The sequence below is a fragment of the Rhodococcus sp. ACPA1 genome, assembly GCF_002300195.1.
Classification (GTDB): Bacteria; Actinomycetota; Actinomycetes; order Mycobacteriales; family Mycobacteriaceae; genus Rhodococcus_F; species Rhodococcus_F opacus.
In genome coordinates, this window is record NZ_NSDX01000001.1 from 1,086,017 (window position 1) to 1,111,640 (window position 25,624).

At 68.2% G+C, this 25,624-nt stretch carries 26 protein-coding genes and 1 pseudogene; 13 read left to right on the top strand and 14 right to left on the bottom strand.

Translation table 11 applies throughout. The features are described 5' to 3' along the window. Positions 1-12: 12 nt before the first annotated feature. Both CJ177_RS04730 and CJ177_RS04735 read right to left on the bottom strand, forming a co-directional pair. The gene (locus CJ177_RS04730; RefSeq protein WP_005239978.1) at positions 13-429 is read right to left on the bottom strand and encodes a SufE family protein; all 417 of its coding nucleotides are present in this window, start codon (positions 427-429) and stop codon (positions 13-15) included. Next, a complete protein-coding gene (locus CJ177_RS04735; RefSeq protein WP_005239980.1) occupies positions 426-1,325 on the bottom strand; it encodes a sulfurtransferase in 900 nt (299 codons plus the stop codon). The genes CJ177_RS04730 and CJ177_RS04735 overlap by 4 nt, the downstream gene beginning before the upstream one ends. 147 nt (positions 1,326-1,472) lie before the next feature. On the opposite strand from CJ177_RS04735, the gene CJ177_RS04740 reads away from it, so the two are divergent. Continuing rightward, positions 1,473-1,883, top strand: a complete 411-nt coding sequence (locus CJ177_RS04740) for a group III truncated hemoglobin (RefSeq protein WP_005239982.1) — start codon at positions 1,473-1,475, stop codon at positions 1,881-1,883. On the opposite strand, the gene CJ177_RS04745 is transcribed toward CJ177_RS04740, so the two are convergent. Both CJ177_RS04745 and CJ177_RS04750 read right to left on the bottom strand, forming a co-directional pair. Continuing rightward, complete coding sequence (locus CJ177_RS04745) at positions 1,850-3,292, bottom strand: condensation domain-containing protein (protein ID WP_061043413.1); 1,443 nt, start codon at positions 3,290-3,292, stop codon at positions 1,850-1,852. The two genes, CJ177_RS04740 and CJ177_RS04745, sit on opposite strands and share 34 nt — an antisense overlap. Next, positions 3,292-4,809, bottom strand: a complete 1,518-nt coding sequence (locus CJ177_RS04750) for a condensation domain-containing protein (RefSeq protein WP_061043414.1) — start codon at positions 4,807-4,809, stop codon at positions 3,292-3,294. The genes CJ177_RS04745 and CJ177_RS04750 overlap by 1 nt, the downstream gene beginning before the upstream one ends. A gap of 249 nt (positions 4,810-5,058) precedes the next feature. Here CJ177_RS04750 and CJ177_RS04755 point away from each other — a divergent pair, with 249 nt between their 5' ends. Continuing rightward, complete coding sequence (locus CJ177_RS04755; protein ID WP_095867353.1) at positions 5,059-6,777, top strand: MFS transporter; 1,719 nt, start codon at positions 5,059-5,061, stop codon at positions 6,775-6,777. Here CJ177_RS04755 and CJ177_RS04760 read toward each other — a convergent pair. From CJ177_RS04760 to CJ177_RS04770, 3 genes are read right to left on the bottom strand one after another with little or no spacing between them, the layout of a single operon-like run. After that, positions 6,760-7,404 carry a nucleoside triphosphate pyrophosphatase gene (locus tag CJ177_RS04760; RefSeq protein WP_061043416.1) on the bottom strand — a complete coding sequence of 215 codons (645 nt, stop codon included), beginning with the start codon at positions 7,402-7,404 and terminating at the stop codon, positions 6,760-6,762. The two genes, CJ177_RS04755 and CJ177_RS04760, sit on opposite strands and share 18 nt — an antisense overlap. Positions 7,405-7,414: 10 nt before the next feature. Then, the gene (locus CJ177_RS04765) at positions 7,415-7,777 is read right to left on the bottom strand and encodes an acyl-CoA carboxylase subunit epsilon (RefSeq protein WP_005239992.1); all 363 of its coding nucleotides are present in this window, start codon (positions 7,775-7,777) and stop codon (positions 7,415-7,417) included. Further along, a complete protein-coding gene (locus CJ177_RS04770; protein ID WP_061701058.1) occupies positions 7,774-9,414 on the bottom strand; it encodes an acyl-CoA carboxylase subunit beta in 1,641 nt (546 codons plus the stop codon). Before CJ177_RS04770 ends, CJ177_RS04765 begins: the two co-directional genes overlap by 4 nt. Before the next feature lie 116 nt (positions 9,415-9,530). On the opposite strand from CJ177_RS04770, the gene CJ177_RS04775 reads away from it, so the two are divergent. Genes CJ177_RS04775 through CJ177_RS04795 form a run of 5 tightly spaced genes read left to right on the top strand, consistent with a single transcriptional unit; the run spans position 9,531 to position 13,589 of the window. After that, positions 9,531-10,379, top strand: a complete 849-nt coding sequence (locus CJ177_RS04775; protein WP_005239995.1) for a biotin--[acetyl-CoA-carboxylase] ligase — start codon at positions 9,531-9,533, stop codon at positions 10,377-10,379. Positions 10,380-10,395: 16 nt separating this feature from the next. Then, complete coding sequence (locus CJ177_RS04780) at positions 10,396-10,953, top strand: HdeD family acid-resistance protein (RefSeq protein ID WP_025432275.1); 558 nt, start codon at positions 10,396-10,398, stop codon at positions 10,951-10,953. A gap of 15 nt (positions 10,954-10,968) precedes the next feature. Continuing rightward, on the top strand, positions 10,969-11,526 hold the full coding sequence (locus CJ177_RS04785) for a PH domain-containing protein (protein ID WP_005240001.1): 558 nt from the start codon (positions 10,969-10,971) through the stop codon (positions 11,524-11,526). Between the two features lie 39 nt (positions 11,527-11,565). Then, positions 11,566-12,246, top strand: a complete 681-nt coding sequence (locus CJ177_RS04790; protein ID WP_025432276.1) for a response regulator transcription factor — start codon at positions 11,566-11,568, stop codon at positions 12,244-12,246. Positions 12,247-12,254: 8 nt separating this feature from the next. Beyond that, on the top strand, positions 12,255-13,589 hold the full coding sequence (locus tag CJ177_RS04795; protein WP_025432277.1) for a HAMP domain-containing sensor histidine kinase: 1,335 nt from the start codon (positions 12,255-12,257) through the stop codon (positions 13,587-13,589). 3 nt (positions 13,590-13,592) lie between these two features. Here the strand turns inward: CJ177_RS04795 and CJ177_RS04800 are convergent, their stop codons facing one another. Beyond that, positions 13,593-14,138, bottom strand: coding sequence for a GtrA family protein (locus CJ177_RS04800; protein ID WP_037179117.1), 546 nt, complete (start codon positions 14,136-14,138; stop codon positions 13,593-13,595). Positions 14,139-14,268: 130 nt separating this feature from the next. Here CJ177_RS04800 and CJ177_RS04805 point away from each other — a divergent pair, with 130 nt between their 5' ends. From CJ177_RS04805 to CJ177_RS04815, 3 genes are read left to right on the top strand one after another with little or no spacing between them, the layout of a single operon-like run. After that, positions 14,269-15,528: a 5-(carboxyamino)imidazole ribonucleotide synthase gene (locus tag CJ177_RS04805; RefSeq protein ID WP_061043492.1), complete on the top strand. Its 1,260-nt coding sequence runs from the start codon at positions 14,269-14,271 to the stop codon at positions 15,526-15,528. Beyond that, positions 15,521-16,039, top strand: a complete 519-nt coding sequence (gene purE, locus CJ177_RS04810; protein WP_005240013.1) for a 5-(carboxyamino)imidazole ribonucleotide mutase — start codon at positions 15,521-15,523, stop codon at positions 16,037-16,039. Before CJ177_RS04805 ends, purE begins: the two co-directional genes overlap by 8 nt. 37 nt (positions 16,040-16,076) lie before the next feature. Continuing rightward, on the top strand, positions 16,077-16,433 hold the full coding sequence (locus CJ177_RS04815; protein WP_257014407.1) for a hypothetical protein: 357 nt from the start codon (positions 16,077-16,079) through the stop codon (positions 16,431-16,433). Here the strand turns inward: CJ177_RS04815 and CJ177_RS04820 are convergent. After that, the gene (locus tag CJ177_RS04820; RefSeq protein WP_061043493.1) at positions 16,418-17,137 is read right to left on the bottom strand and encodes a TIGR03089 family protein; all 720 of its coding nucleotides are present in this window, start codon (positions 17,135-17,137) and stop codon (positions 16,418-16,420) included. The two genes, CJ177_RS04815 and CJ177_RS04820, sit on opposite strands and share 16 nt — an antisense overlap. A gap of 23 nt (positions 17,138-17,160) precedes the next feature. After that, complete coding sequence (locus CJ177_RS04825; protein WP_061043494.1) at positions 17,161-18,624, bottom strand: LCP family protein; 1,464 nt, start codon at positions 18,622-18,624, stop codon at positions 17,161-17,163. Between the two features lie 134 nt (positions 18,625-18,758). Here CJ177_RS04825 and rfbD point away from each other — a divergent pair, with 134 nt between their 5' ends. From rfbD to CJ177_RS04840, 3 genes are read left to right on the top strand one after another with little or no spacing between them, the layout of a single operon-like run. Continuing rightward, a complete protein-coding gene (rfbD, locus tag CJ177_RS04830; RefSeq protein ID WP_095867354.1) occupies positions 18,759-19,607 on the top strand; it encodes a dTDP-4-dehydrorhamnose reductase in 849 nt (282 codons plus the stop codon). Positions 19,608-19,641: 34 nt separating this feature from the next. Then, on the top strand, positions 19,642-20,541 hold the full coding sequence (locus tag CJ177_RS04835; RefSeq protein ID WP_061043495.1) for a glycosyltransferase family 2 protein: 900 nt from the start codon (positions 19,642-19,644) through the stop codon (positions 20,539-20,541). Then, positions 20,531-21,610, top strand: coding sequence for a sugar phosphate nucleotidyltransferase (locus CJ177_RS04840; protein ID WP_005240024.1), 1,080 nt, complete (start codon positions 20,531-20,533; stop codon positions 21,608-21,610). Before CJ177_RS04835 ends, CJ177_RS04840 begins: the two co-directional genes overlap by 11 nt. An 87-nt stretch (positions 21,611-21,697) precedes the next feature. Here the strand turns inward: CJ177_RS04840 and CJ177_RS04845 are convergent. The 4 genes and pseudogenes from CJ177_RS04845 to cofD all read right to left on the bottom strand — a co-directional run. Continuing rightward, a pseudogene (locus CJ177_RS04845) lies at positions 21,698-22,048 on the bottom strand (zinc ribbon domain-containing protein); the annotation flags it as partial. Positions 22,049-22,345: 297 nt separating this feature from the next. Further along, positions 22,346-22,894: an NUDIX hydrolase gene (locus CJ177_RS04855; RefSeq protein WP_005240029.1), complete on the bottom strand. Its 549-nt coding sequence runs from the start codon at positions 22,892-22,894 to the stop codon at positions 22,346-22,348. 10 nt (positions 22,895-22,904) lie between these two features. Further along, positions 22,905-24,269 carry a coenzyme F420-0:L-glutamate ligase gene (locus CJ177_RS04860; protein ID WP_095867355.1) on the bottom strand — a complete coding sequence of 455 codons (1,365 nt, stop codon included), beginning with the start codon at positions 24,267-24,269 and terminating at the stop codon, positions 22,905-22,907. Next, positions 24,266-25,255, bottom strand: a complete 990-nt coding sequence (cofD, locus tag CJ177_RS04865) for a 2-phospho-L-lactate transferase (protein WP_061041180.1) — start codon at positions 25,253-25,255, stop codon at positions 24,266-24,268. The genes CJ177_RS04860 and cofD overlap by 4 nt, the downstream gene beginning before the upstream one ends. Positions 25,256-25,624 lie beyond the last annotated feature (369 nt).

Sequence of the window (25,624 nt, forward strand, 5' to 3'; positions counted from 1 at the left end):
TTCAGACCCTGCCTAGCCGCGAAGATGCCGCTTGATTCGCGCGAGCATCGCGGACATGCCGCGCAGTCGCAGGGGACTGACGGCGTCGGCGAGCCCGAGCGCGGAATAGAAATCGTCCGGAATGCCGAGGATGGTGGCAGCACTGTGCCCGTCCAGGCCCTGGTGCAGTATCGACGCGAAACCCCGCGTCGTCGGCGCTTCCGCGGGCGCGCTGAAATGCAGCCGCACGTGGTCGGGATCGGAGTCGTCGACCGACAGGAACAACGGAGACTGGCACTCGGGCACCGGTTCCATGGCGTCCTGCTCGAGTTCGGCAGGCAGAGGCGCCAGTTCGCGGCTGAACTCCAGCAGCAACTGCAGCTTGTCCGAGCCGTCGACGGCAGCGAAGTCGTCGACGATCTCGGCAAGCGAATCGGGTAGTTCGGTCATGACGATGCGCCGGGAACGTCTCCCGGCTCTTCACCCCTGACGATCGGAACGCGAACCATGTTGCCCCACTCCGTCCACGAACCGTCATAGTTGCGGACAGTGGGGTAACCGAGCAGGTGGGTGAGGACGAACCAGGTGTGGCTGGAACGCTCACCGATGCGGCAGTACGCCACGATGTCGTCGTCGGCGGACACACCGCCGTAGATCTCGTTCAGTTCACCGCGCGAGCGGAACCGGCTGTCGGGGGCGGCTGCCTTGGCCCACGGAATGCTCAGCGCGCTCGGGATGTGGCCGCCGCGCAGCGCCCCCTCTTCGGGGTAGTCGGGCATGTGGGTGCGTTCGCCGGTGTACTCCTGGGGCGAACGCACGTCGATCAGCGGCCCCTTGCCGAGGTGATCGAGCACGTCGTCCTTGAATGCGCGGATCGGGGCGTCGTTGCGCTCGACCACCGGGTAGTCGGTGGGGGAGGTTTCGGGGACGTCGAATGCGGTGTCCCGGTTCTCGGCGATCCACGCGTCGCGGCCGCCGTCGAGGAGACGGACGTCCTCGTGTCCGAACAGCGTGAACACCCAGAGGGCGTACGCCGCCCACCAGTTGCTCTTGTCGCCGTAGATCACGACGGTGTCGTCGCGGCTGATGCCCTTGCGGCTCATCAGGTCGGCGAACTGCTCGCCGTTGATGTAGTCACGGGTCACCGGATCGTTGAGATCGAGGTGCCAGTCGACCTTGACGGCGCCGGGGATGTGGCCGACGTCGTAGAGGAGCACGTCCTCGTCCGACTCCACCACCTTGAGGCCGGGAGTGCCCAGATTCGCGGACAGCCACTCCGTCGACACGAGCCGACCGGGGTTGGCGTACTCGGCGAAGGACTGGGTGGGATCTGGCGCTACGGGCACGGGTGGGCTCCTGGGGCAGATGCGACGGGGACGGCGTCAATTCTAGGCGGACGCCGGAAGTTCTTCCGACCGGCGTTCACACTTACCGGCCGTGGACGGTGAGGGAGCCCGCCCAGGCGCGTAGATTCGCACCCGAACGGAGGCCTCATGCCCGACATCTCGACGCGCGCCGACCTGGAACTGTTGCTCCGGCACTTCTACGGCCGGGCATTCGCCGATCCGGTCCTCGAACCGGTCTTCGAGACGCTCGCGGTGATCGGCCTGGACGACCACCTGCCCGTCATGTGCGACTTCTGGGAGACGATCCTGCTGCGCACGGGCGTCTACCGAGGCAGCGCGTTCGCCGTGCACCGGGCGCTGCACGGCCGGCACGGATTCACCGACCGGCACTTCGACCGCTGGGTCGAACTGTGGACGTCGAGCGTCGACGAGTTGTTCGCCGGCGACGTCGCTGGGCGGGCCAAGGTCGAGGCAGTCAAGATCGCCGACGCCATACGGCGACGACTGTTCGAGCCCTCCGGCGGTCAGACGACCGGCGTGCCTTCCATGTTCAGCTGACTGGTCAGCTCCGCGATGGGAGTGACGCCGTTCTCGCAGATGTCGTGCATGATCTCCCGCAGCCGCACCAGGAACTCGGTGACCGCGCGGCGTGCCGTCGGCGTCTCGGGGAACCGCGACCGCAGCGCGAGACCCCGCTGCGTGCGGGAGATCCAGAACTGCGCGTCGTCCGCGACCGTCACGTTGCTGATGTGGTGGGCGTTCAGCTCGTCGTGATCGTCGGTGCCGGGCAGTTTGCGGTAGTCGATGTACGAGACCATGAACACATCCGTGCGGGTGCGGCGGTATCCGTCACCGAGCGCCTCCCGCACCTGGGCCATCGTCACGCCCTTGAGCGTGAGGGCCGTGCGGAACGAGGCGTGGGTATGCGCCAGGGAGGATTGGAAGTCGCAGTCGGGTGTCAGTTCGACCGTCAGCGGCGCGCTCGTCGTGAGCCACCCGATCGCATTGGCCCACTGCGGGTCCTGGCGAATGTGCAGCGGAAACTGCAACGGCATCCGGGAGATGCCGTTGATCGAGTGCACTGCCATTCCCATCGCGGTGAGCGTCCCGGTGAACAGGCTTCCCCCCGAGTCCAGGCAGATTTCCTCGAACCGCTCGGTGTCGGTGGCGTCGAGGAGGGGCCGGACGTCGGCTCCCTGCGGAGCGGGCCTGCCCGCCTCGACACCCAGATCGAGCGGGAAACTGGGCGCGGTGCCGCCGCAGCGCTCGTAGAAACGTGCCCATTCGCGAACCCGGGGGTCGCCGATCTCGGTGACGGGCGCCTCGGCCTCGAGTTCGCAGTACCGCAGGAAGCTCCCGGGGTCGCCGAGATCCTTTGTCAGGTCCGCTTCCGTGAGCACGCCCGAGCCGCCGAGTCCGATGAGTCGCTGATAGATCTGCCGGAGTTCACCCAGTGCGATGACGAGCGAGTATCCGTCGACGAGAGTGTGATCGAACGCACTGACCACGGTGTAGTGCGAGTCGCGTTCGATGGTCGCGAACAGGTACGCGGGGAACGTCAGAGGGTCGCACGCCTCGGTGAACCGGTACCGCAGATGGTCGCGGAGCTCGTGCGGTGACGTCGTCACCGAGGACTCGGACGCGACCACGGTGATGTCCTCGGGGTCGAGATCCACGCGCGCCATCGCGTCCGGGCTCACGTCGAAGCCGGTCTGCAGCGTGTCGTGACGCCGGATGAAGTGCACCAGCGCCTGCGCGAGAGCAGCCCGGTCGAGTCGCCCGGGAAGGTCGAAAGCTGCTGCCATCCAGACGCTCCGGCCGACGCCGTGGGTGCGTGCGGTGTCGAGATGGAATTGCTGGTTGTACGACGGCGGCACCGCGGACGGGGAGACCGTGCCCGGCGCGACGGACCATTCCGTCACCAGACCGGGTTCGAGCATGTACCGGTCGATCGACGTGACGTGCACTACTCCACCCCTGCGGCAGGCGCGGAGTCCGCTGTCGGCGCGAACGAGGTCACCGTGTAATCTCCTTCGCGGGCAACGGTTTTCATGATGGTCGACAACCGTTCCGCATATGCGGTCACAGACCGGTGCGCCTCGTCGGTGTCGGGGTGCGAGACGGCCATCCACGTGCCCTCGAGCATGCGGTTGACCCAAATGGACGCGATCTGAGTGGCCTTGCCACCCACGATGCCGGTCGCCCGGGTCGACACGAAGCTCTCGGTCTGCGGCAACCGCCGGCCGTCGATGTACGACACGATCGGGGGCGGTGCGAGCGTGGTGGCGTGTTGCGACATCGCCTCGGGGCCGGCCTGAGCGAGCACGGTGTCGATCACCTGCTGCACGGACACCTCGCCGAGCGCCTTGCCGGACCGGTAGGCGTCCTGCGCGCGCTGGGCGAGTCCCGTGAACGTCGTGGCGTCCTCGAGGGCGAACCCGACCGGAATGAGATTGATGAACCACCCCTGGGACCAGTAGAACTGCGGGTCGTTGCGGGTGGTGAGGGGGGACAGCGCCATGTAGCGGTCGCGCCCGACCAGTTCGTGTTCGGTGATCGCGAGAGCCGCGAACACGCCGCCGATGAAGTTGGAACCGTGGGCCTTGCACACGGCGCCGAACTGCTCGCACTCGTCGGCGTCGGCGAGGTCGAATCGGCTGCCGATGGCCGGCTTCGGTTCGTCGGACGCCCCGAGGTCGAGGGGGAAGCTCGGGAAGGTACCGCCGTTGCGGGTGAGGTGACCGATCCAGCCGTGCACCTCGGGGGAGGCGAGGGTCAGTGTCGCCGCTTTCTCCCGCTCCCGGCGGCTGTACTCCACGTAGCTTCCCGGATCGGGTAGTTCGGGCTCTACGCCGTCGAGTTCGGCCTGATAGATGATCCGCGTCTCGGCGAACGTGAGAATCATCGACTGCATGTCGGTGTGCGCGTGATCGACGGCGTGGAACAGGGTGAAGCTGTCCTCGGACCCTGGAGCGCCGGCGTCGTGATGTTCCACCACGCCGAACACGAAAGCAGGCCAGGCCAGCGCGCTCGTGTCGTTCGCGAAGCGCGTGGCGACGTGGTCGCGGACCTGTTCAGGGGTGGTGAGGGTCTCGCCCTCGTGTGCGGTGAGGGCGATGGAGTCGGCGGGCACGACGTGCCGCTGTACCGCGTTCGCGGTGTCCGTGGGGTCGGCATCCGCGTTCTCGAACGAAAACCAGCTGTGTAGGGTGTCGTGCCGCAGGATGTAGCGCTCGAGAGTGCGGGTCATCGCGGCGCGGTCGAGCCTGCCCGGGAAGTCGAATGCGATGCCGATCCAGGGGGACTGCGTCTCGCCGTTGTTCGCCGCCAGCCGGGCCCGCCGCAGGTGCCGCTCCTGCATGGTGGTCGGCAGTGCCGGATCCACCGGCGCTTCGACAGCCGCACGTGCACTCACGTCCGTGACTTTCCACTCGACGACCCGCCCAGGCTCTGGCTTCCAGTGGGTGATCAAGTTCAAGTCCATCGAGCGGCTCCTGGTGTGTCGAATCGGTTGCGAGTTCGGTCGGGTGTGGCACGGACTTCTCGCAACAGGATGCGGCACCGAGTGCCTTACCGCGAGAGGTAAAGAAGTATGAGACTGATTACAGGTCGGTCCCGGTCTAGTCAAGTGTCGGGCAAAAGGGTTCTACGCTGCAAGTTCCTCGCGTAGCATGCAGCAACCTCTGAACCACCTCACAGCGTTCTGTGAGCTTCGAGCCGCTAGCCTGTCCGGATGCCTGTGACGCAGCGTGACGCACTCTATCGAGGCGAACTCGGTCGGTGGGTCCCGTGGCTGGGACTGGCCACCAGCCTCGCCGCCGTGTTCATGCAACTCCTGGACGCGACCATCGTCAACGTCGCGCTTCCCAGCATCGCGGTCGATCTGGGTGCTTCGGTGTCGGCGCAGCTGCTGATGGTGAGCGTCTACACGCTGTCCTTCGCATGTTCGCTGATCACAGCGGCACGACTGGGGGATCTACTCGGCCGACGACGGGTCTTCCTCACCGCGTTGGCCGTCTTCATCGTTGCCTCACTGCTCTGCGGACTGGCCCAGTCGCCGACCGCTCTCGTGGTGTCGCGGGCGTTGCAGGGTCTCGCGGCGGGGTCGATGTCGGCTCAGACGTTCGCCATCATCTCGGGACTCTTTCCGAAACGCTCGCACCCGCGGGTGTTCGGCATCTACGGCGCGACCATCGGGCTCGCCACGATCTGCGGCCCACTCGTCGGCGGACTTCTCATCCAGTGGGACCTCTTCGGCTTGGGCTGGCGGCTGATCTTCTTCGTCAACCTCCCGATCGGTCTCGCGGCCCTGGTTCTGGGCTACTTCTATCTCGTCGACGCGAAGCCCGACGGCATCCGCCGACTCGACGTGGGCGGCGCCGTGCTGTCGGCGGCCGGGCTGTTCCTCCTGATCTTTCCGCTCGCGGAGGGACGGGAACGTGGCTGGCCGACCTCGATCGTGGTGATGCTGCTGTGTTCGGTGCCGGTCCTGATCGCGTTCGTCGTCTACGAGTGGCGGCTCGGGCGCCGCGGCGGCGACCCGGTGCTGCGCCTCGAGTTGTTCACCGACCGCGCGTTCTCGCTCGGCGCGGCCATCGCGTTCGTGTTCTTCGGGACGCTCACGTCGCTGATCTTCACCATCTCCCTCACCCTGCAGTTCGGGTTCGGGTTCTCCCCGCTCAGGGCCGGGGTGATGACGCTGCCGTGGGCGCTGGGGACTGGTCTCGCCGCGCTGGCCTCCGCAGCCGTCTACCGGCGCATCGGCAACCTCGTCCTGTCTCTCGGGATGGTGCTCTTCGCCGGCTCTCTCGTCGTGCTGGCGGCGCAACTGCAGCACGAGGGCACCGATCCGCGGTGGTCGGCGCTGGCCGGGCCGCTGTTCATCGGGGGAGCCGGACTCGGACTGTTCGTGGCGCCGCTCCAGACGGCGATCCTCGCGACCGTGCAACCGCAGAACGCGGGGTCGGTGTCGGGGCTGCTCCCGACCGTGCAGCAGGTGGGTAGTTCGATCGGGCTCGCGGTGATCGGTGTCGTGTTCTTCAACCTCGTCGCGACGCAATCGGCGGACGCGGTTCAGGCCGAGCGGCCTGCGCTGACCGCGCAGCTCGCCGAGGCCGGGGTGCCGTCGGCGCTGATCCCGCGTGCCGAGGAGACGTTCGTACGGTGCGCGACGGAGCAACTCGGGTCCACGTCCCCGATGACGGTGCCCGACGAATGCCGTTCACCGGCATCCGGCGGTGCGGCGCTCGGCGCCGCTCAGCAGCAGATCGCCGACTCGGCGGTGGTGGCCGCACGGGAATCGACCCGTAATGCAGCGGGTGAGGCGTTTCTCCAGGCAGAACGCCGCATCCTCTGGATCATCGCGGCGGTGGCGGCGGCGATCGGTGTGGCCTCGCTGACGCTCCCGCGCCGGAACCAGCAGGTCGACGAACGGTCAGCCGACGCGGCCTGACGACGCCCACAACTCGGCGACGCCGACTCCGACCTCCGCGAGCAACCTCCGGACGAGCGGCAGACCGATCCCGATCACGCTGGACGGATCACCCTCGATGCGGTCCACGAACCAACCCCCGAGGCTGTCCAGGGTGAACGCGCCCGCGACCTGCAGTGGTTCCCCGGTCGCGAGGTAAGCCTCCAGATCGGCGTCCGGCGGGCTCGCGAAATGGACGACGGTGGCGCTGTGATCGTGTGCGTCACCCACCACCGCACCCTCCGCGATCCGCAGGACGCTGTGCCCGGTGAGCAGGGTCGCGCTACGGCCGGCCATCGACGACCACCGCGCGCGGGCGATGTCGACGGTTCCGGGTTTGCCCTGCAGGGACCCGTCGATCAGCAGCATGGAGTCGCATCCGACCACCACGGCGTCCGAGATCCCGTCCCGTGCGAGAACGGGGAGGACGTCGCTGGCCTTGGCGCGGGCCAGTTCGGTCACCACGTGCTCGGGGGCCGCGCCGGCACCGAGTGCCGCGATGACGGCGTCCTCGTCGACTCCGGAAACTCGCACGACCGGCTCCACCCCGGCGCTGCGCAGAACAGCCAGCCGCGCCGGGGAAGCCGAGGCGAGAACGAAGGACGTCACCGGATCCGGATCAACGCCGGTACGCCGACACGTTCGGAAACGCGTACGGGGAGAACGGGGCGACGCTCCGGTGCATCCGCGTGGGAGCACCCCAGGACTCGGGCGGGACGTGCGCATCCGGATCACCGCTGCCTGCGGCGGCGACCGCGGACAGCACCGCGACGAGCGCCGCGATCTCCTCGTCGGACGGTGAGCCCTTGACCACCTTCAGGAACGGCTCACGGGCCGCATCGGCGGCTGCGCCGTCCGTGTCACCCGGCAGGTCGGTGGCCGCACCCTCGGCGAGCGTGGTGTCCGCTGCGGAACCGTTGACTGACGACGTCGCGTCGGAACCGGTCTCGGTGCGCACGTCGTCCTCGGTGATAGCGGTCATAGGGGGATGTTCCCATGCTTCTTGGGCGGGAGGGTGACCATTTTGCGTTCGAGCAGGCGCAGGGCGGCCACGATCTGTCCGCGGGTGTGGGACGGGGGGATGACGGCGTCGACGTAGCCGCGTTCGGCGGCGACGTACGGGTTGACGAGGGTGTCCTCGTATTCCTGTTGCAGTTGCAGGCGCAGCGCGTCGACGTCGTCGCCGTTCTTGGCGGCCTCGAGGAGGCGTTTGCGGTAGACGAACCCGACGGCACCGGACGCGCCCATGACGGCGATCTGGGCGGTGGGCCAGGCCAGGTTGACGTCGGCGCCCATGTGCTTGGAGCCCATCACGTCGTAGGCGCCGCCGTAGGCCTTGCGGGTGATGACGGTGATCTTCCCGACGGTGGCCTCCCCGTAGGCGTAGAGCAGTTTCGCGCCGCGGCGGATGATGCCGTTGTATTCCTGGTCGGTGCCGGGCAGGAAGCCCGGGACGTCGACGAGGGTGATGATGGGGACGTTGAATGCGTCGCAGGTGCGCACGAAGCGGGCGGCTTTTTCGGAGGCGTCGATGTCGAGGCAGCCGGCGAACACGGTGGGCTGGTTGGCGACGATCCCGACGGAGCGGCCGTCGACGCGGCCGAAGCCGACGACGATGTTGCCGGCCCGTTCGGCCTGGACCTCGAGGAATTCGTCGTCGTCGAGGATGCGGCGGATGACCTCGTGCATGTCGTAGGGCTGGTTCGCCGAGTCCGGGATGAGGGTGTCGAGTTCGAGGTCCTCGGCGGTGAGGGAGTCTTCGATGGACCCGGTGATCGGGTCGGTGGGCAGCATCCGGGGGGCCGCGGCCTGATTGTTGCTGGGTAGGTAGGACAGCAGGTCCTTGACGTAGTCGAGGGCGTCCTGTTCGCCGGAGGCGACGTAGTGGGCGACGCCGGACTTGACCATGTGGGTGTGCGCGCCGCCGAGGTCTTCCATGGTGACGTCTTCGCCGGTGACGGTTTTGATGACGTCGGGGCCGGTGACGAACATCTGGGAGGTCTGGTCGACCATGACGACGAAGTCGGTCAGGGCGGGGGAGTAGACGTGGCCGCCGGCGGCGGGGCCCATGATCAGGGAGATCTGCGGGATGACGCCGGAGGCCTGGACGTTGCGGTGGAAGATTTCGCCGTACAGGCCGAGGGAGACGACGCCTTCCTGGATGCGGGCGCCGGCGCCTTCGTTGATGCCGATCAGGGGGCGGCCGGTCTTGAGGGCGAGGTCCATGACCTTGACGATTTTTTCGCCGTAGATTTCGCCCAACGAGCCGCCGAAGACGGTGGCGTCCTGGGAGAACACGCAGACGTCGCGGCCGTCGACGGTGCCGTAGCCGGTGACGACGCCGTCGCCGACGGGGCGGTTGTCGGCGAGGCCGAAGTTCACCGAGCGGTGCCGGGCGAGGGCGTCGAGTTCGACGAAGCTGCCGTCGTCGAGCAGGGCGGTGATGCGTTCGCGGGCGGTGAGCTTGCCCTTGGCGTGGACCTTCTCGACCGCGGCTTCACCGCTCGGGTGCTGCGCCTCGGCCTGACGATTACGCAGGTCGGCGAGCTTTCCCGCCGTCGTGTGAATATCGGGCGTACTCGCCGACTCCGCCGCGCTCGGCTCCTGAACAGTGGTCATGACAGGTCAGCTTAACGAGAGCCGGCGAGCTTCTGCCAAGGGAGGTGGTCAGGCGGCGGGTTGCCCGGACCCGGCTACTGACCAGTACCTTTTCCGCCTCGTCTTAGGCTGTGGTGATGTGGACCGACCTGAACCGACCCCCTCTCAACGCCGACAATCTGCGTGCGGCGCTCGTCCGCGGTGACGACGACAGCGATACCCGCAGGTTCTGGGCGCGGCTCGACGTGGTCCAGGAGACCGGGTCCACCAACGCCGATCTCCTCGCGCGGGCCGCGGCGTCGGACAGCGACCGGCACGTGTTGCTCGCGGAGTTCCAGGGCAGCGGCCGCGGCCGCCACTCACGCGCCTGGGTGAGTCCGCCGCAGGCGCAGATCGCCGTCTCCGCGCTGTTGACGATGCCGGGCATGAGCGTCAACGACATGGGGTGGCTGCCGCTGCTGACCGGAGTCGCCGTCGTCGACGCGCTGCGGGCCGTCGCGAAGGTGCCCGCGGACCTGAAGTGGCCCAACGACGTGCTGATCGACGGTCGTAAGGTCGCCGGGATCCTCGCCGAGGTGTCCGCCACCACACCGGATCCCGCGGTGGTCGTCGGGATCGGACTCAACGTCAGCCTCACGCGGGACGAACTTCCGGTGACACACGCGACGTCGCTCGTGCTCGAGGATGCCGAGGTCACCGACCGCGACACCCTCGTGCGGGCGGTGCTCCGCGCGATCGCCGATCGCTGGCAGCAATGGCACGACTCCAACTGGGACGTCACCGAAATCGCGGAGGCTTACCGCGCGCGCTGCGGCACGCTCGGTCAGCGGGTGCGTGCCGAACTGCCCGGCGGGCGCGAACTGATCGGGATCGCCACGGACGTCGACGCCGAGGGGCGGGTCGTGATCGCGCCCGACGGGCAACCGGGCACCGTCGCCGTCTCCGCAGGTGACATCACACATTTACGCCCGGTGCGCACCGAGTAGTGCGACACTGTGGTACATGAGTACCTCAATTCCGGAGTCCTCCGTCACCGCAGCCCGGCGCACGTTGACCGGCCTCACGGTGGTGCTCGGTCTGCTCACCCTGGGACTGGGCATCGCAGTGCTCGTCTGGCCGCACGTCACGCTCACCGTGGTGGCCGTCCTGATCGCCATCCAATTCTTCGGATTCGGCATCGTCCAGATCATCCGGGCGTTCGCCGACGTCGACGCCGGGGGCGGTGCACGAACCCTGCTGGGCGTATCCGGCGCTCTGGCAATACTTTTGGCGTTCCTCGTACTGCGGAGCCCACTCCAGACGGTCGTGATCATCGCGCTCGTCGTCGGCGCGTGGTGGGTGTTCCGCGGTGTCCTCGACATCGTCGCGGGAGCGTCGGGTTCGGTCGCGGATCGCGGGCTGACCATCGTGCTCGGGGTGATCAGCGTCGTCGCCGGGGGCTTCGTGCTCCTGCAGCCCGAACTGTCACTCGAGGTGTTCGTGATCGTGGTCGGCGTGTGGATGGTGCTGTACGGCATCATCATCGTCATTACCCCGATCGTGCTCAGCCGCATGCGGTAGAGGCGCACTCTTCGCATGGGATATCCGGAGGACGCCCTTGCCGAGGACGAGGAACTGCTGCTTCACCGTCATCCACACTGGAAGATGCTGTTGCTCCCCGCCGTCACCTTTCTGCTGGCAACGGCCGTGGCGGGTTTCGCGGCGGGCTTCGCCGAGAACAAGCTGGACGGCTCCGCGCTGAACGTCGTGCTCGTCGTCGTCCTCGTGGTGTGGCTGGGCCTTGTCGTATGGCGCTGTGTCGCGCCGTTTCTCAGCTGGAAGTTCACCCACTTCATCGTCACCGATCGTCGCGTACTCATCCGCCAGGGTGTGATGACGCACACCGGGATCGACATTCCGATGGGGCGCATCAGCAACGTCCAGTTCCGGCACGGCCTCCTCGACCGGGTGCTCCGTACCGGAACGCTGGTCATCGTGTCGTCCTCCGACGATCCACTGGAATTCGACGACATCCCCGACGTCCAGCGCGTCCACTCGCTGCTCTATCACCAGGTGTTCGACGCGATGGATCTCCACCGCGAACGAGAGCGAGACGACCCGCGCGGCGACGCCGACACCGGCAAAGGCTGGTAACCGGTCACAGCCGTCTGCGCACCTCCGTACGCTGTGGAGGTGACTGCTGTATTGCTTGCCGAAGATGACGAAGCCATCGCCGCCCCGCTGTCGCGGGCACTGGGCCGGGAGGGATACGACGTCACCATCGAGCAGACCGGCCCGGCAGCGCTGGAGCAGGCGCTCGACGGAGCGTACGACCTGTTGATCCTGGACCTCGGACTCCCCGGGATGGACGGGCTCGAGGTGTGCAGGCAAGTGCGCGCCCACAGTTCGGAACTGGCGGTGCTCATGCTCACCGCGCGCACCGACGAGGTCGACTTCGTCGTCGGACTCGACGCGGGCGCCGACGACTACGTGGGCAAGCCGTTCCGGTTGGCGGAACTGATGGCACGGGTGCGCGCCCTGCTGCGCCGCCGCGGCGGCGGCGAGGATTCCGTCGTCGAGGTCGGCGGGATCCGACTCGAACCGGCGGCCCGGAGGGTTCTCGTGAACGGAACCGAGATCGCCCTCGCCAACAAGGAGTACGAGCTTCTGCGGGTGCTGCTCGAACACGCGGGACAGGTGGTGTCCCGCGACACCATCCTCGCGGAGGTGTGGGGCGACGTGGAACTGCGCGGCTCGAAGACACTCGACATGCACATGTCGTGGCTTCGCCGGAAGATCGGTGACGAGGGCCCCGCCGCCGAGCGTCGCATCGCGACGGTCCGCGGCGTCGGTTTCCGCATCAACACCGACTAGGCGGGGTAGTGCGCCGCAGAATTCTCCAGTCGATCCTCGCAGTCGTGATCCTGACGGCGCTGCTGCTCGGTGTGCCGCTCATCTACACGGCGTGGTTGTGGGTCGAGGATTTCAATCGGAGCGATCTTCAGGTCCGCCTCGATCGGATGGCGACGGAGATCATCACCCAGGAGGGCATCAACGGCGTCGTCGAGGGCGATCTCGACACGAACTCGCTGCGTCTGCTGACGCCCGCCGGGGGCCGCCTGGTGGTGGTCTATCCGACCACCGACGACGGCGCCGCCCGAGTGGACATCGGCGAATCGTCCGTGCAGTCGCCTCTCGTGGAATCCCTCGCGATGGGCACGTCCGGTTCGCTCCGCCTCGAGGTGCCGTCCGACGAGATGCGCACCCAGCAACGGCAGGCGGTCGGTGCCGTCGCGCTGCTGGTGCTCGTATCCATCGCCGCAGGCACCGTAGTCGCCTACGTCACGGCGAAGCGGCTCGCCGATCCGCTGCGGGACGTCGCCAACCGGGCGGCCCGGCTCGCGGAGGGCGACTTCCGGCCGGACGTGCGACGTCACGGCATCCCCGAACTCGACCGTGTCTCCGACGTCCTGGATTCCGCGACCGTCGAGATCGCGGGCCGGCTGCAGCGCGAACACGCGCTCGTCGCGGACGTCTCCCATCAGCTCCGCAGCCGCCTCACAGCTGTCCGTCTCCGGCTCGACGAGCTGTCCGTGCACTCGGATCCCGCAGTCGTGGTCGAGGCCGACGAGGCGATGGCGCAGGTGGACCGTCTGACCGTCGCGATCGACGAACTGGTCCGCTCGTCACGCAGCAGCGGCACCGAGACCCACGTGTCGGTGATCCGGGAACTCAGCGTGGTCATCGCGGACTGGAAGCGGCCGTTCGAAGACGCGGACCGCGAGCTGGTGCTGCGGGGGGACACGAACGTGATGGCGTCGACCACCGGTTCCCGGCTCCGCGAGGCCGTCGCGGTGCTCGTCGACAACGCACTCATGCACGGGGCGGGGACATGCACCGTCGCGGTGCGTCTGATCCAGGGTCAGAATCTCAGGACGCCCGGCGAGGAGACGTCGCCCCGCGAGACGATGGTGTGCGTCGAGGTGTCGGACGAGGGGGTCGGGGTCAGCAACGACCTGGCGCCACACATCTTCGACCGTGGGTTCTCGGGGGCCGGTTCGACCGGTGTGGGCCTGGCGCTGGCCCGTGCACTCATCGAGGCGGACGGCGGCCGGCTGGAGCTGCAGCGTCGCCGCCCGGCCCTGTTCGCGATCTTCGTTCCCATCGCGCGCGAACACGTGCCGACGCGAGTCACCGGGACCCGGGAACCGCGCTGACGATCAGGAGTGGCCGAACTCTTCCTCGACGGCCTCGTCGACGAGATCCGGATCGATGATGTGCACGTTCTCGTCGGGGAAGGCGAACCGGCGGAGTGCCCAGAAGCGGAACACCATCTGCAGCAGGTTTCCGATGATGTAGTTGAGCACGAAGTCGACGACCACCAGCGTGGTCAGGTTCTCCTGGCTGGCACGGATGTCGAACACGTTGTTGGCGATCCACAGGGGCGCGGCGGCGAGGAGCACGCCGATCCCGCTGATCGTGAAGAACAGCAGGGCCTCGTGGTGTCGTTCACGCCCACCACGGTTCTTGAACGACCATTCGCGGTTGAGAATGTAGCTCAGGACGGTCGCGAGAATTCCGGACAGAACTTTTGCGACTACGGGCTTCTCTTCGAGGATCGTCAGGCTCAGCGAATAGAAGATCGCGAGGTCGAAGATCATGGTGGTGCCGCCCACAATCGCGAACTTGATCAGTTCGTGATGCCGCAACGCGAGAGCCCGAAAAGGCTGGGGAACGCGTGCTAGGACGCCGTCGACAAATGACACAACGGATGAGTTTACGAAAGTCCGACCGAATACCACCAATTGGCGGCGAGATCATCAGGAGAATCACAGAAACTGCGGTCCGGCACCTCGGCGGCGGAACCTCGCGCCGGACGTGACAAACTAGTGACCCGTGACCGGCAACTCTGACTCCACACCGCGTCCCACGACACCCCGCGATCTGACCGCCGGGCAACCCGTCGTGACGATGATCGGTGGCGGCCAACTCGCGCGGATGACCCACCAGGCCGCGATTGCGCTCGGCCAGACCCTGCGGGTGCTCTCCGGCACCGCCGACGAACCCGCGGCGCAGGTGACTCCCGACGTCGTCCTCGGCAGCCACACCGACCTCGACGCGCTCCGCAGGGCCGCGGTCGGGTCGCACGCGCTGACCTTCGACCACGAGCACGTGCCGACCGAGCATCTCGACGTCCTGGTCGCCGAGGGTGTCAACGTGCAACCGCCGCCGACCGCGCTCATCTACGCGCAGGACAAGCTGGCGATGCGCCGCAAGCTCGCCGAACTCGGCGCACCCGTTCCGGCGTACGCCGAGGTGACCTGGGCCGAGGACGTCGTCAAGTTCGGCGCCGAACACGGATGGCCGGTCGTGATCAAGGCCGTCCGCGGCGGATACGACGGTCGCGGCGTCTGGATCACCGACGATTCCGACGAAGCCGAGCGCATCGTCACCCGGCAACTCGACCAGGGTGTCTCCCTCATCGTCGAGGAGAAGGTCGAGATGCGGCGTGAGCTGTCCGCGATGGTGGCGCGGTCGCCGTTCGGGCAGGGCGCCACGTGGCCCGTCGTGGAGACGGTGCAACGGCACGGACAGTGCGCCGTCGTCCTCGCCCCCGCCCCCGCACTGCCCGACTCGGTCGCCGAGGCCGCCGAGGAACTGGCGCTCCGCATCGCCTCCGAACTCGGTGTGGTCGGCGCGATGGCCGTCGAACTGTTCGAAACCACCGACGGCGCGCTCGTCGTCAACGAACTCGCGATGCGCCCGCACAACTCCGGCCACTGGACCATGGACGGTGCCCGCACCTCCCAATTCGAGCAGCACCTGCGCGCGGTCCTCGACTACCCGCTCGGCGACACCGCACCGCTCGCGCCGATCACAGTGATGGCGAATGTGCTCGGTGCGCCGACCGCCCCCGAGATGAGCATGGACGAACGCGTCCACCACCTCTTCGCCCGGATGCCCGACGCGAAGGTTCACCTGTACGGCAAGGGTGAACGTGAGGACCGGAAGATCGGCCACGTGAACATCGTCGGCGGACCCGGCTCGATCGACGACCCCGAGTACGTGGCGCGGGTGCGCGAGCGCGCCGAGCGCGCCGCGCACTGGCTCTCGCACGCTGAATGGACCGACGGATGGGATATACACGGTGAGTGACACGGCAGCACGACAGGGCGCACAGGTCGGGCTCATCATGGGCAGCGACTCCGACTGGCCCACCATGGAGGCCGCCGCGGAGGCGCTCGCCGAGTTCGGTGTGCGCTTCGAGGTCGGGGTCGTCTCCGCGCACCGCACACCGCAGCGCATGCTCGACTACGCGAAGGACGCGGCCGGCCGCGGCATCCAGGTGATCATCGCCGGCGCCGGGGGCGCCGCCCACCTACCGGGCATGGTCGCGTCGGCCACCCCACTGCCCGTCATCGGTGTGCCCGTCCCGCTGAAATACCTCGACGGCATGGACTCGCTGCTCTCGATCGTGCAGATGCCCGCAGGCGTCCCCGTCGCGACCGTGTCCGTCGGCGGCGCCCGCAACGCCGGTCTGCTCGCCGTCCGCATCCTCGGCGCCTCCGACCCCGCCCTGCAGCAGCAGATGGTCGCGTTCCAGGACGGGCTCGAGAAGATGGTCCTGGACAAGGACAAGGCACTGCGCGACAAGCTGCTGGGCTGAGTATCCTGCGCCGGTGAAACGCAGCCGCGGTGTGCCGATGATCCGCGCTTCGCGGGGGAACGCCCAGTCCGCGGCGATCACACGGCTGGCGTTGGCGTATGCCCGGCTGTGGGGCGCCCGCATCACGTTCGACGCCGAGTACGGCATCTTCGCGTGCAGCGGGATGCGGGGTGGGTACGCGCGCGGCGGGACGACGATCGGCGGTGCATTTCTCACCGGCCGGGACCCGGCGAGAGCGCTCGTGCGACACGAAGCGGTCCACGCCGACCAATGGGCTACGTACGGGTGGACCTTCGCGCTGCGGTACCTGTCCGAGGACTTGCGGCACCGCGGTGCCCGCAACAGGTTCGAGATCGCCGCGGGCCTCGCGGACGGCGGCTACCGGGAGAGCTGACGGGTGATCTTCTCGGTGTCCACGCGCCTCGACCGGGCTGCGGGGTCGGGGTTGGTGACCTGCACGAGCGACGCGCCGGCCACGAAGACGGCCACCAGACCGTCGATCAGGGCGTCGGGGGAGTCCCACGCCTCTTCGGAGAGCACCCGGTCGGTACCGGTGATCCCCTGCGATTCGGCGGAGGCGAGCGCTGCGGCGAGAACGTCGTCGACGCTCTTACCCGCCAGTGCGGGTCCGGCGACCGTCGGCCGGAACTGGTCGCCGTGGACGCGCACGGACGTGGCGTAGTCGGTGATGCCGACGGGGAGGTCGGGGACGGGCCTGCCGAACGCGTCCAGCGACAGCGCCGCTACCTCGGGTACGTCCTCGACGTCGCCCAGGTGCTGGGCCGAGACGAGTGCGATCTCGGCGTCCGCATCGGGTTCGAGCACGACCTCGGCGCCGGCCCACCATGCGCCGAGCAGAACCGCGGCGGTCTGCCAGTGTGCGGGAAGGAGCACCGCGACGCGAGCGCCGGGCTCGACGCCGAATTCGTCACGCAGCAGGTTGGCGGTCTTGGCCGCCCAGTTGGCGAGCGTGAGGGCCGAGAGTTCGACCCGTTCGCCGGTGGCGTCGTCGTAGAAAGTGACGCGCGGTCCGGCCGGGTCGTTCTTCAGGATGGGGTCGAGCAGGGCGTCGGTCAGCGTGCGGGACGCATGGTTCATGGACACGATCCGTCTCTCGTTTTCTAGTTCACACAACGCGGGCCCGACGAGCCGGCATCGATGGGCGGGCCGGGCGGTGCCGGGGTGGGGGTCGTTCCGGCCGTGGACGCGGGCTCGAGGCCTGTCTCCGACGACTCGGATGACGTGGTGGTGCTGGTGGTCTCGGCGGACGTCGGGCCCTGGTAGTCACTCGACAGCACCACCCGCACCGAGCCTTCGGGCAGTGTCGCGTCGGTGTCGGTGGGGAGTCCACCGAGTGCTGCGGCGACCGCCTTGGCGCTGTCGTCGTCCGCGGAGTGCGCGAAGACGGTGGTCTCGCTCACCGACGCGCCCGTGTAGTTGCCGACCTCACCCTGGCCGTAGCCGAGCGACGTCAAGGCGTCGGCGACGCCGTTCGCGAGGCCCCCGACGTCGCTGGCATTGGCGACGTCGACGGTGACGGTCGAGGCGTCGATCTCGGGGGTCTCGGACGTGGTGGTGTCTTCCGAGTCGGTGGGTTCCTCGCCGACGAGACCGGCCACGTACTTCTTCACGTCCTTCGGCTTGACCTCGACGATGGACTCGCCGTAGTCGGTCATGCCGTTGAGATCCGCGACCGGAATCGTCTCGAACTGCACCTTGCCGCCGGCGAGGTCCTGCAGTTGGGTGGCGAATTCGATGATGTCCCAGTCGTCGTCGAGCACGACCGAGCGTTGCACGGCGCCGCTGAGTTCGTTCAGTTTGCCCGGGTCGCTGAGAGTCTTCGCGGACAGCACCTTGCCGACGAGCGAGGCCATGAACACCTGCTGACGCACGATGCGGTCGAGGTCGCCGCGCGGGAGGTCGTGGCGCTGACGCACGAAGCTCAGTGCGTCCGCCCCCTTCAGGGTCTGCTCACCGGCGGGGAAGTGCGCGCCGGACATGTCCTCGTCCACCGGTTCGTTGAGGCAGACGTCGACGCCGCCGACGGCATTGGTGAGGAGGACGAACCCGAGCAGTCCGACCTCGGCGTAGTGGTCGACGGTGATCCCGGTGAGATCGGCCACCGATTGGATGAGCGCCTCACGGCCGGCCTTCGTCGACTCCTCCTCGGCTTCCTTGTCGGTGGCTCCGTCCTCGACGAGTTGGAGCCGCTCGGTCTCCTTGGTTGCGCCGTACGCGGCGTTGATCTTCGACATGCCGATGCCCGGCACGTCGACGTAGGAGTCGCGGGGGATCGAGATGGCGGTGGCGGAGCTTCCGTCGTTGGGAACGCGGATGAGGACGATGGTGTCGGTGTTGGACGCCACTTCTTCGCCGGCCCGCAGCGAGTCGAGTTCGTCCTGGGACAGGGGGTTGCCGTGGGCGTCGGTGCGGCTGTCGGTTCCGACCATGAGAATGTCGACGGCGCCGTCGGCGCTTCCGCCGAGTCCCAGACCGCCCGCGGTTGCCAGATTGTTGCGCAGCGAGTCGATGCTCCGCCAGGCGAATCCCGTCACGACGAGGGCGAGCACCGACAGCACCGCCACAGCGATGTGAATCGGCCGCCGAGCCGTGCTCAGGGGTGCGTCTGGTGGGGGTTGCTCGTGTGACACGGAAACCAGGCTACTGGTCGACGCGCCGGGAGCAGGGAGGCGTCGATCGGCGTGCCAGACTGACCCCCGTGACGAACATCCTTGTGACCGGCGCCCGGGGACAGCTGGGCGGGCATCTTCTCCGGCGGGCCGAGGCGACCGGAATCCCGGCTCGGGGTGTGGGGTCGAACGAGCTCGACATCACCGATGCCGACGCGGTGAATGCGCAGGTCGAAGGTGGATCGGTGGTGATCAACTGTGCCGCGTACACGGCGGTCGACGCTGCGGAGTCGGATGAGGACACCGCCCGGGCGGTGAACGAGCTGGGGCCTGCGAATCTGGCGGCGGCGTGCGCCCGGGTAGGTGCCCGGCTGATCCATGTGTCCACCGACTACGTGTTTGCCGGGCAGGGCGACACGCCGTACGAGGTGGACGCTCCGACCGGTCCGGCTACTTCCTACGGACGCACCAAACTCGCCGGCGAACGCGCCGTCCACGCAGCACTTCCGTCCGCCCATGTCGTTCGCACCGCATGGGTCTACACCGGGGTCGGCTCCGACTTCGTCTCGACCATGCTCCGGCTCGAGCGTGAACGTGACACGGTCGACGTCGTGGACGATCAGGTGGGCTCGCCCACATTCGCCGGCGACCTGGCCGGCGCGCTGCTCGAACTCGCCGGTCGCAGCGACGTCGACGCGCCGGTGCTGCACGCCACCAATTCGGGCCGGGCGAGTTGGTTCGACCTCGCGCGCGCCGTGTTCGAGGAAGCAGGCGCGGACCCGCAGCGAGTGCGGCCGTGCACGAGTGCCCAGTTCGTGCGGCCCGCCCCTCGACCGGCGTTCTCGGTGCTGTCCGGTCGCGCCTGGGCCGATGTCGGGTTGACCCCGTTGCGGCCGTGGCGAGACGCGTTGCATGCCGCCCTGCATGCAGCGGTGTGAGGCGGACCCTCTCTCAACGGCTACGCTTGCCCGCGTGAGTTCGAAGCTGGCCGTGGTGACGGTGACCTTTTCGCCAGGTGAGCATCTGGAGCAATTCCTGGGCACTCTCGCCGAGGCGACGAAAGAAGATCCGCAGGTCGTGATGGCCGACAACGGATCGACGGACGGCGCCCCCGAGGCCGCGGACGCGGCGCACGACCACGTGCGCCTGCTGCGCACCGGCGGGAACATCGGCTACGGCGGTGCCATCAACAGGGCTGTGGCGGAGATCGACGACGAGATCGAGTTCGTCGTCATCGCCAATCCGGATGTTCGCTGGGCGCCCGGATCGATCGACGTACTCCTCGCGGCCGCCGAGCGCTGGCCGCGAGCGGGGGCGCTCGGACCTCTCGTTCTGGAACCCGACGGGAGCGTCTACCCGTCGGCGCGCCAGGTGCCCGACCTCGTGTCGGGGGCAGGGCACGCGATTCTGGGCACGGTGTGGCCGTCCAACCCGTGGACTGCCGGCTACCGCCAGGAGAACGAGACGGTCAGTGAGCGGTCGGTCGGCTGGTTGTCCGGTTCGTGCCTGCTGATGCGGCGGGCGGCCTTCGACTCGATCAACGGCTTCGATTCCCGCTACTTCATGTACATGGAGGACGTCGACCTCGGCGACCGACTGGGCAAGGCCGGGTGGCTCAACGTGTACGTGCCCTCCGCCGAGGTCACCCACGCGAAGGGGCACGCCGCGGGCAAGCATCCGGAACTGATGCTGCCCGCTCACCATCAGAGCGCGTACCGGTTCCAGGCCGATCGTCATCCCCACTGGTGGCAGGCGCCGCTGCGGTGGGCACTTCGGGGAGGATTGGCAGTGCGGTCGAAGATCGCCGTGGCTGCCGCGGTCCGGGAACGACGCACGAACCAGAACGAGGGGGGAACGACTCATGGCAATTGAGAAGACGACCGATGCAGTGGTGCTGGTCGGCGGTAAGGGAACGAGGCTTCGCCCGCTGACGTTGTCGGCGCCCAAGCCCATGCTGCCCACGGCGGGTCTGCCGTTCCTCCAGCATCTGCTCGCGCGGATCGGGGCGGCCGGGATCAAGCACGTGGTCCTCGGCACATCCTTCAAGGCGGAGGTCTTCGAGGACTACTTCGGCGACGGCTCGAAGCTGGGACTCGAGATCGACTACGTCACCGAGACCGAGCCTCTCGGCACCGGTGGCGGCATTCGCAACGTTCTGCCGAAGCTGCGTGGTGACCACGCCATGGTCTTCAACGGCGACGTCCTGGGCGGCACCGACCTGGGCGCGATCCTCGACACCCACCGGAACCGGGACGCGGACGTCACCCTGCACCTCGTGCGGGTGGGGGATCCGCGGGCGTTCGGCTGCGTGCCCACCGACGCCGACGGCCGGGTCACCGCGTTCCTCGAGAAGACGCAGGACCCGCCGACCGACCAGATCAATGCCGGCTGCTACGTCTTCAAGCGCGAGATCATCGAACGGATCCCCGAGGGACGCGCGGTGTCGGTGGAGCGCGAGGTGTTCCCGTCGCTGCTGGCCGAGGACGCCCGCGTGTACGGACACGTCGACTCCTCGTACTGGCGCGATATGGGCACCCCCGAGGATTTCGTGCGCGGTTCCGCGGACCTGGTGCGGGGCATCGCTCCGTCGCCTGCGCTCGACGGTCCCCGCGGCGAATCGCTCGTCCACCCGGGTGCGGGTGTCGCCCCGGGTGCGCTGCTGATCGGCGGAACCGTCGTCGGTCGCGGCGCCGAGGTGGGTGCGGGCGCACGACTCGACGGCGCGGTGCTGTTCGACGGCGCCGTGGTCGAGGCGGGAGCGACCGTCGAACGGTCCATCATCGGTTTCGGGGCACGCATCGGGCCGCGGGCTCTGGTGCGTGACGCGGTGATCGGTGACGGAGCCGACATCGGCGCCCGATGTGAACTCCTGCGCGGCGCCCGGGTGTGGCCGGGAGTGACGTTGCCCGACGGCGGGGTCCGCTTCAGCACGGACGTGTGAGAGATCAACGTATCCCTGCCCTGAAGGGCGGGTTTGCCAGTCGCGTCCCCGACTGGCTGTCAGGCGCGCCGACTGTAGGCCGGTTGATTAGGCGGCCCAATAGCCGTGCGTCGTGGTCATGTACTTCACGTACCCCAGGTAGCCGATGTTCAACGCGGCATTGTGATCTGCCTGATCGACATGTCCACACACCCGGCACACAAACCGATCCTGTGTGATCCGGTTCGCCTTGTCGACGTGCCCGCACGGGTAGCACGTCCGCGAGGTGTTCCGCGGGTTGATGACCTCCACAGGGACACCCACCGACGCGGCTTTGTAGGTGACGAAGTCCCGCAACTGTGCATACGCCCACGAGTGCAGTTGTTGCCGCTGTGCCTTGGCCAGCCGTACCCGCTCGCGGATCCCGGAAAGGTCTTCCAGGACGATTCCACGTGCAGTCCCGGCTCTACCACGCAACGCTGATCGGCTACCTCCGGCCATGAAGGGCCCGGCTTCCGCCGAAGCGCTGGTGAAGTGACGCACGGCTTCACACGCTGAGTGGCGCTCGACGATTCGTTCACGGAGGGATCGGCGATCCGGACCCGAGGCGTCCCAACGGATTACGCGGACGATCGGATCGGGTTGCCGAGCACCTTGCGGCCGTTCGGGGGATCTCGGCTACGCCGACCCGGCGATCTGGGGAACATCCTCCGGCGACCGTATCTCGGCGAAACGCCCGACGTCGGAACAGCGCCCCTAGCGCAGTCCGGCCAGGTGTACGAGCTGGTCGATCGTGGACTTCTCCGCGTTCGGCGGCAGTGCGTCCACCGGCCACCAGCGGAGGTCCGTCGATTCGGAGCTGCGCACGATGTGGGCGTCGGGACGCGCGCGGACGAGGAACCGGAGATCCAGGTGCCGGGTGGGCTGTCCGAGTGAGCACGTGATCGGGTGGGTGTGCGCCGACAGCAGGTCGGGATCGATGCGGAGGTCGGGAATTCCCGATTCCTCGCACGCCTCCCGCAGCGCGGCGTCGACGACGGTCTCGTCGGAAGGCTCGCAGTGCCCGCCCAATTGGATCCACCGGCCGACCCGGGGATGCAGGGTCAGAAGCACGTGACATCCTCCCTCGTCCAGGACGAGGGACGACGCCGTGATGTGTCCGGGTGCGTGCTCACGCAGGCACCCGAGCGGCGCCGACGCGAGGAACGCGAGCATGGTGTGGCGCAACGATTCGTCGTTCTCGTCGAGCGTTTTCCAGCCCTCGAGCGCGGCGGTCGCGGTGCGGTGTAGTGATTCGGCGCTCATTGCGCGTGGGTCATCTCTCGATCAGGGCGTCGCCGGGGTCGGCGGCGTGTCGGGGGGTGAGTGGTTCGAGGGGGTGGCCGACGGCGACCGCGCCGAGTGGTTGCCAGTCGGCGGGCACGTCGAGGGTGCTGCGGACGAGGTCCGGGGCGAAGATCGTCGACCCGATCCAGCAGCTGCCGATTCCCTTGGTGGCCAACGACACCAGCAGTGCTTGCACTGCGGCACCGGCCGCGACGGTGAACATCGTCGCCTCGGCCGCCTGCCGGCGCTTGTCGGGGTAGCTGTGGGCGCCGTCGGGGACGCAGAACGGGATGATCACCTCCGGTGCGTCGAACAGGATGTTGCCGCGGGCCACCCGCGCCGCCACCGCGTCTGCGCTCATCCCGTCGGCGGCCAGGTCGGTGCGCCACTGCTTCCGCATCCGGGTCAGCAGTGCGTCGCGGACGGCGGGGGTGCGGACCCACACGAAACGGACCGGTCGGGTGTGGTGCGGTGCGGGCGCGGTCAGGGCGTCCGCGAGAGACGCCCGCACCGCATCCGGATCAACCGGGTCGGTCGCGAACTGCCGGACCGAGCGGCGCAGCAGCAACGCCTCCGCCCGCCCCATCTCGACCGATTCGGCGGTGCCGAGCCAGAACAGGTCCTCGGCGCCGCGCCGGATCAGATCCTGTGCCCGCGAACCGTCGTCGACCAGATCCAGGCCACGCACGACCGCGACCGGTACCCCGCCGAGTTTGCCCTTGACCAGATCCCCCGCCGCGGCGATCTCGTCGGCGACCGCCACCTCCGTCACCACCAGTTCGTTGCCCTGACTGTCGCGGGACCCGGCGTACCCGTGCAACACCGGAAGCCCGGCTGCGCCGATCGCGGCGTCGATCTGGCCGTTGCGCCACGCCCGGCCCATGGTGTCGGTGACCACCACCGCCACCCGCACCCCGAGCGCCACCTCGATCGCATCGCGCAAGGTTCGGGCGCTGGCATCGGGATCCTCCGGCAGCAGCGCCAGTTCGGAGCCCTCCACGTTCGAGCCGTCGATGCCCGAGGCGGCCTGCACGATCCCGAGCCGGTTCTCGGTGATCAGGGTCCGGCCCTTGCGGGCCACGACCCGGACCGCTTCCTGCTCGACCAGCCGCCGGCGGGCGGCATCGCGTTCGTCCGGGTCGGTCGGCGAGGACACGATCCGGCCCTCGACCTTCGAGAACACCTTGCTGGTGACCACCAGCACGTCCCCTTCGGCGAGCCACGGCGCGGCCGCGACCACGGCTGCCGCCAGGTCGTCGCCGGGCCGGAACTCGGGCAGACCGATCACCGGGCGGATCTCGAGCGCGCCGCCCGGGGCGTGATCGAGCCGGGCGGAACCGGTGCGGTCGCTCACAGCGTCACCCCCGCCACGTCCAGCGCCGCCCGCACCATCGCGGCGGTGGCGTCAGGGTCGGTCATGATCAGCGGCACCCGGGCCACCTCGACACCGGGGACCTCGGCGGTGTCGGTGTCGTGAACCAGCCAGCCGTCGAGGATCCCGGTCCCGGACCGGGCCCCGTACCAGCGGCCGATCGCCTCCGCGGAGGTTTCGACGCCGATCACGTCGAGGCATTCGTCGGCCATGCCGCGCAACGGTTTTCCGCCGACGATCGGCGAGATCCCGACCACCTTCGCCGCGGTGGTGCGGAGCGCACCCCGGATCCCCGGCACCGCCAGGATCGCCCCGACACTGACCACCGGATTCGACGGTGCCAGCAGCACGATGTCGGCGGTCTCGATCGCCTCGAGCACCCCCGGCGCCGGGGCGGCCTGCTCGGCGCCGATGTGCGCGAAGCTGTGCGTCGGGACCTGGGCGCGGTACCGCACCCACCACTCCTGGAAGTGGATCGCCCGCTGCTCCCCGTCCTCGGGATCGGTGATCACGACGTGAGTTTCACTACGATCGTCGGTCACCGGCAGCAGCGTCACACCCGGCTGCCACCGGTTGCACAACGCCTCGGTCACCGCCGACAACGGATACCCCGTCCGCAGCATCTGCGTGCGGATCAGATGCGTCGCGATGTCCCGGTCACCGAGCCCGAACCAATCCGGTTTCGCACCGTAGGCGGCGAGTTCGGCCTTGGCGTTCCAGGTTTCACCGGCATGCCCCCACCCACGCCCGGTGTCGATGCCGTCCCCGAGGGTGTACATGCAGGTGTCCAGGTCCGGGCAGATCCGCAACCCGTGCATCCACACGTCGTCACCGACATTGACCACCGCGGTGATGGAATGACCGGAACCGGCACCCCCACGACCGGGCGCATCGACCCCGAGCAACCTCCGCACACCTTGCAGGAACCGGGCCCCGCCCACCCCGCCAACCAATACAGTCACGTTCACGATGCAAGCCTAGGCGGTGGCCGCCCGCCTCCTGTGGGCTGCTTCCGCGGAGCGAATCGAGAGCGCGAAATAGTAATCGACTTTCGACGGTTAGCTTGACCGCGACACGCTGGGCGTGTCTAATCACAAATATGTCATTCCGACGTTGTGGGCGTGGAATCACTTGCAGCGGGGATCAATTCGAACGGTTGTTCGAAGGGGTGGCAGGGGTGTTCGGTTCGGGGTACATGATCGATCGAAATTTTCTGCGCTATCACAGGTGAGGAGGCGGAACGATGCCCAATGAGCAGATCGAGTCGGAGACTCGCTGGAGCACAGTAAGCGACGAACCGCAGACCAATTCCGAAGCAGGCGCAGCGGACGGCGTCT

Excerpts from the sequence above, each read along its gene's own strand:
- CJ177_RS04730 (WP_005239978.1), bottom strand. The coding sequence starts at position 429 with ATGACCGAACTACCCGATTCGCTTGCCGAGATCGTCGACGACTTCGCT.
- CJ177_RS04740 (WP_005239982.1), top strand. The coding sequence starts at position 1,473 with ATGCCCGACATCTCGACGCGCGCCGACCTGGAACTGTTGCTCCGGCAC.
- CJ177_RS04750 (WP_061043414.1), bottom strand. The coding sequence starts at position 4,809 with ATGGACTTGAACTTGATCACCCACTGGAAGCCAGAGCCTGGGCGGGTC.
- CJ177_RS04755 (WP_095867353.1), top strand. The coding sequence starts at position 5,059 with ATGCCTGTGACGCAGCGTGACGCACTCTATCGAGGCGAACTCGGTCGG.
- CJ177_RS04765 (WP_005239992.1), bottom strand. The coding sequence starts at position 7,777 with ATGACCGCTATCACCGAGGACGACGTGCGCACCGAGACCGGTTCCGAC.
- CJ177_RS04770 (WP_061701058.1), bottom strand. The coding sequence starts at position 9,414 with ATGACCACTGTTCAGGAGCCGAGCGCGGCGGAGTCGGCGAGTACGCCC.
- CJ177_RS04775 (WP_005239995.1), top strand. The coding sequence starts at position 9,531 with ATGTGGACCGACCTGAACCGACCCCCTCTCAACGCCGACAATCTGCGT.
- CJ177_RS04780 (WP_025432275.1), top strand. The coding sequence starts at position 10,396 with ATGAGTACCTCAATTCCGGAGTCCTCCGTCACCGCAGCCCGGCGCACG.
- CJ177_RS04785 (WP_005240001.1), top strand. The coding sequence starts at position 10,969 with ATGGGATATCCGGAGGACGCCCTTGCCGAGGACGAGGAACTGCTGCTT.
- CJ177_RS04815 (WP_257014407.1), top strand. The coding sequence starts at position 16,077 with ATGATCCGCGCTTCGCGGGGGAACGCCCAGTCCGCGGCGATCACACGG.
- CJ177_RS04820 (WP_061043493.1), bottom strand. The coding sequence starts at position 17,137 with ATGAACCATGCGTCCCGCACGCTGACCGACGCCCTGCTCGACCCCATC.
- CJ177_RS04840 (WP_005240024.1), top strand. The coding sequence starts at position 20,531 with ATGGCAATTGAGAAGACGACCGATGCAGTGGTGCTGGTCGGCGGTAAG.
- CJ177_RS04855 (WP_005240029.1), bottom strand. The coding sequence starts at position 22,894 with ATGAGCGCCGAATCACTACACCGCACCGCGACCGCCGCGCTCGAGGGC.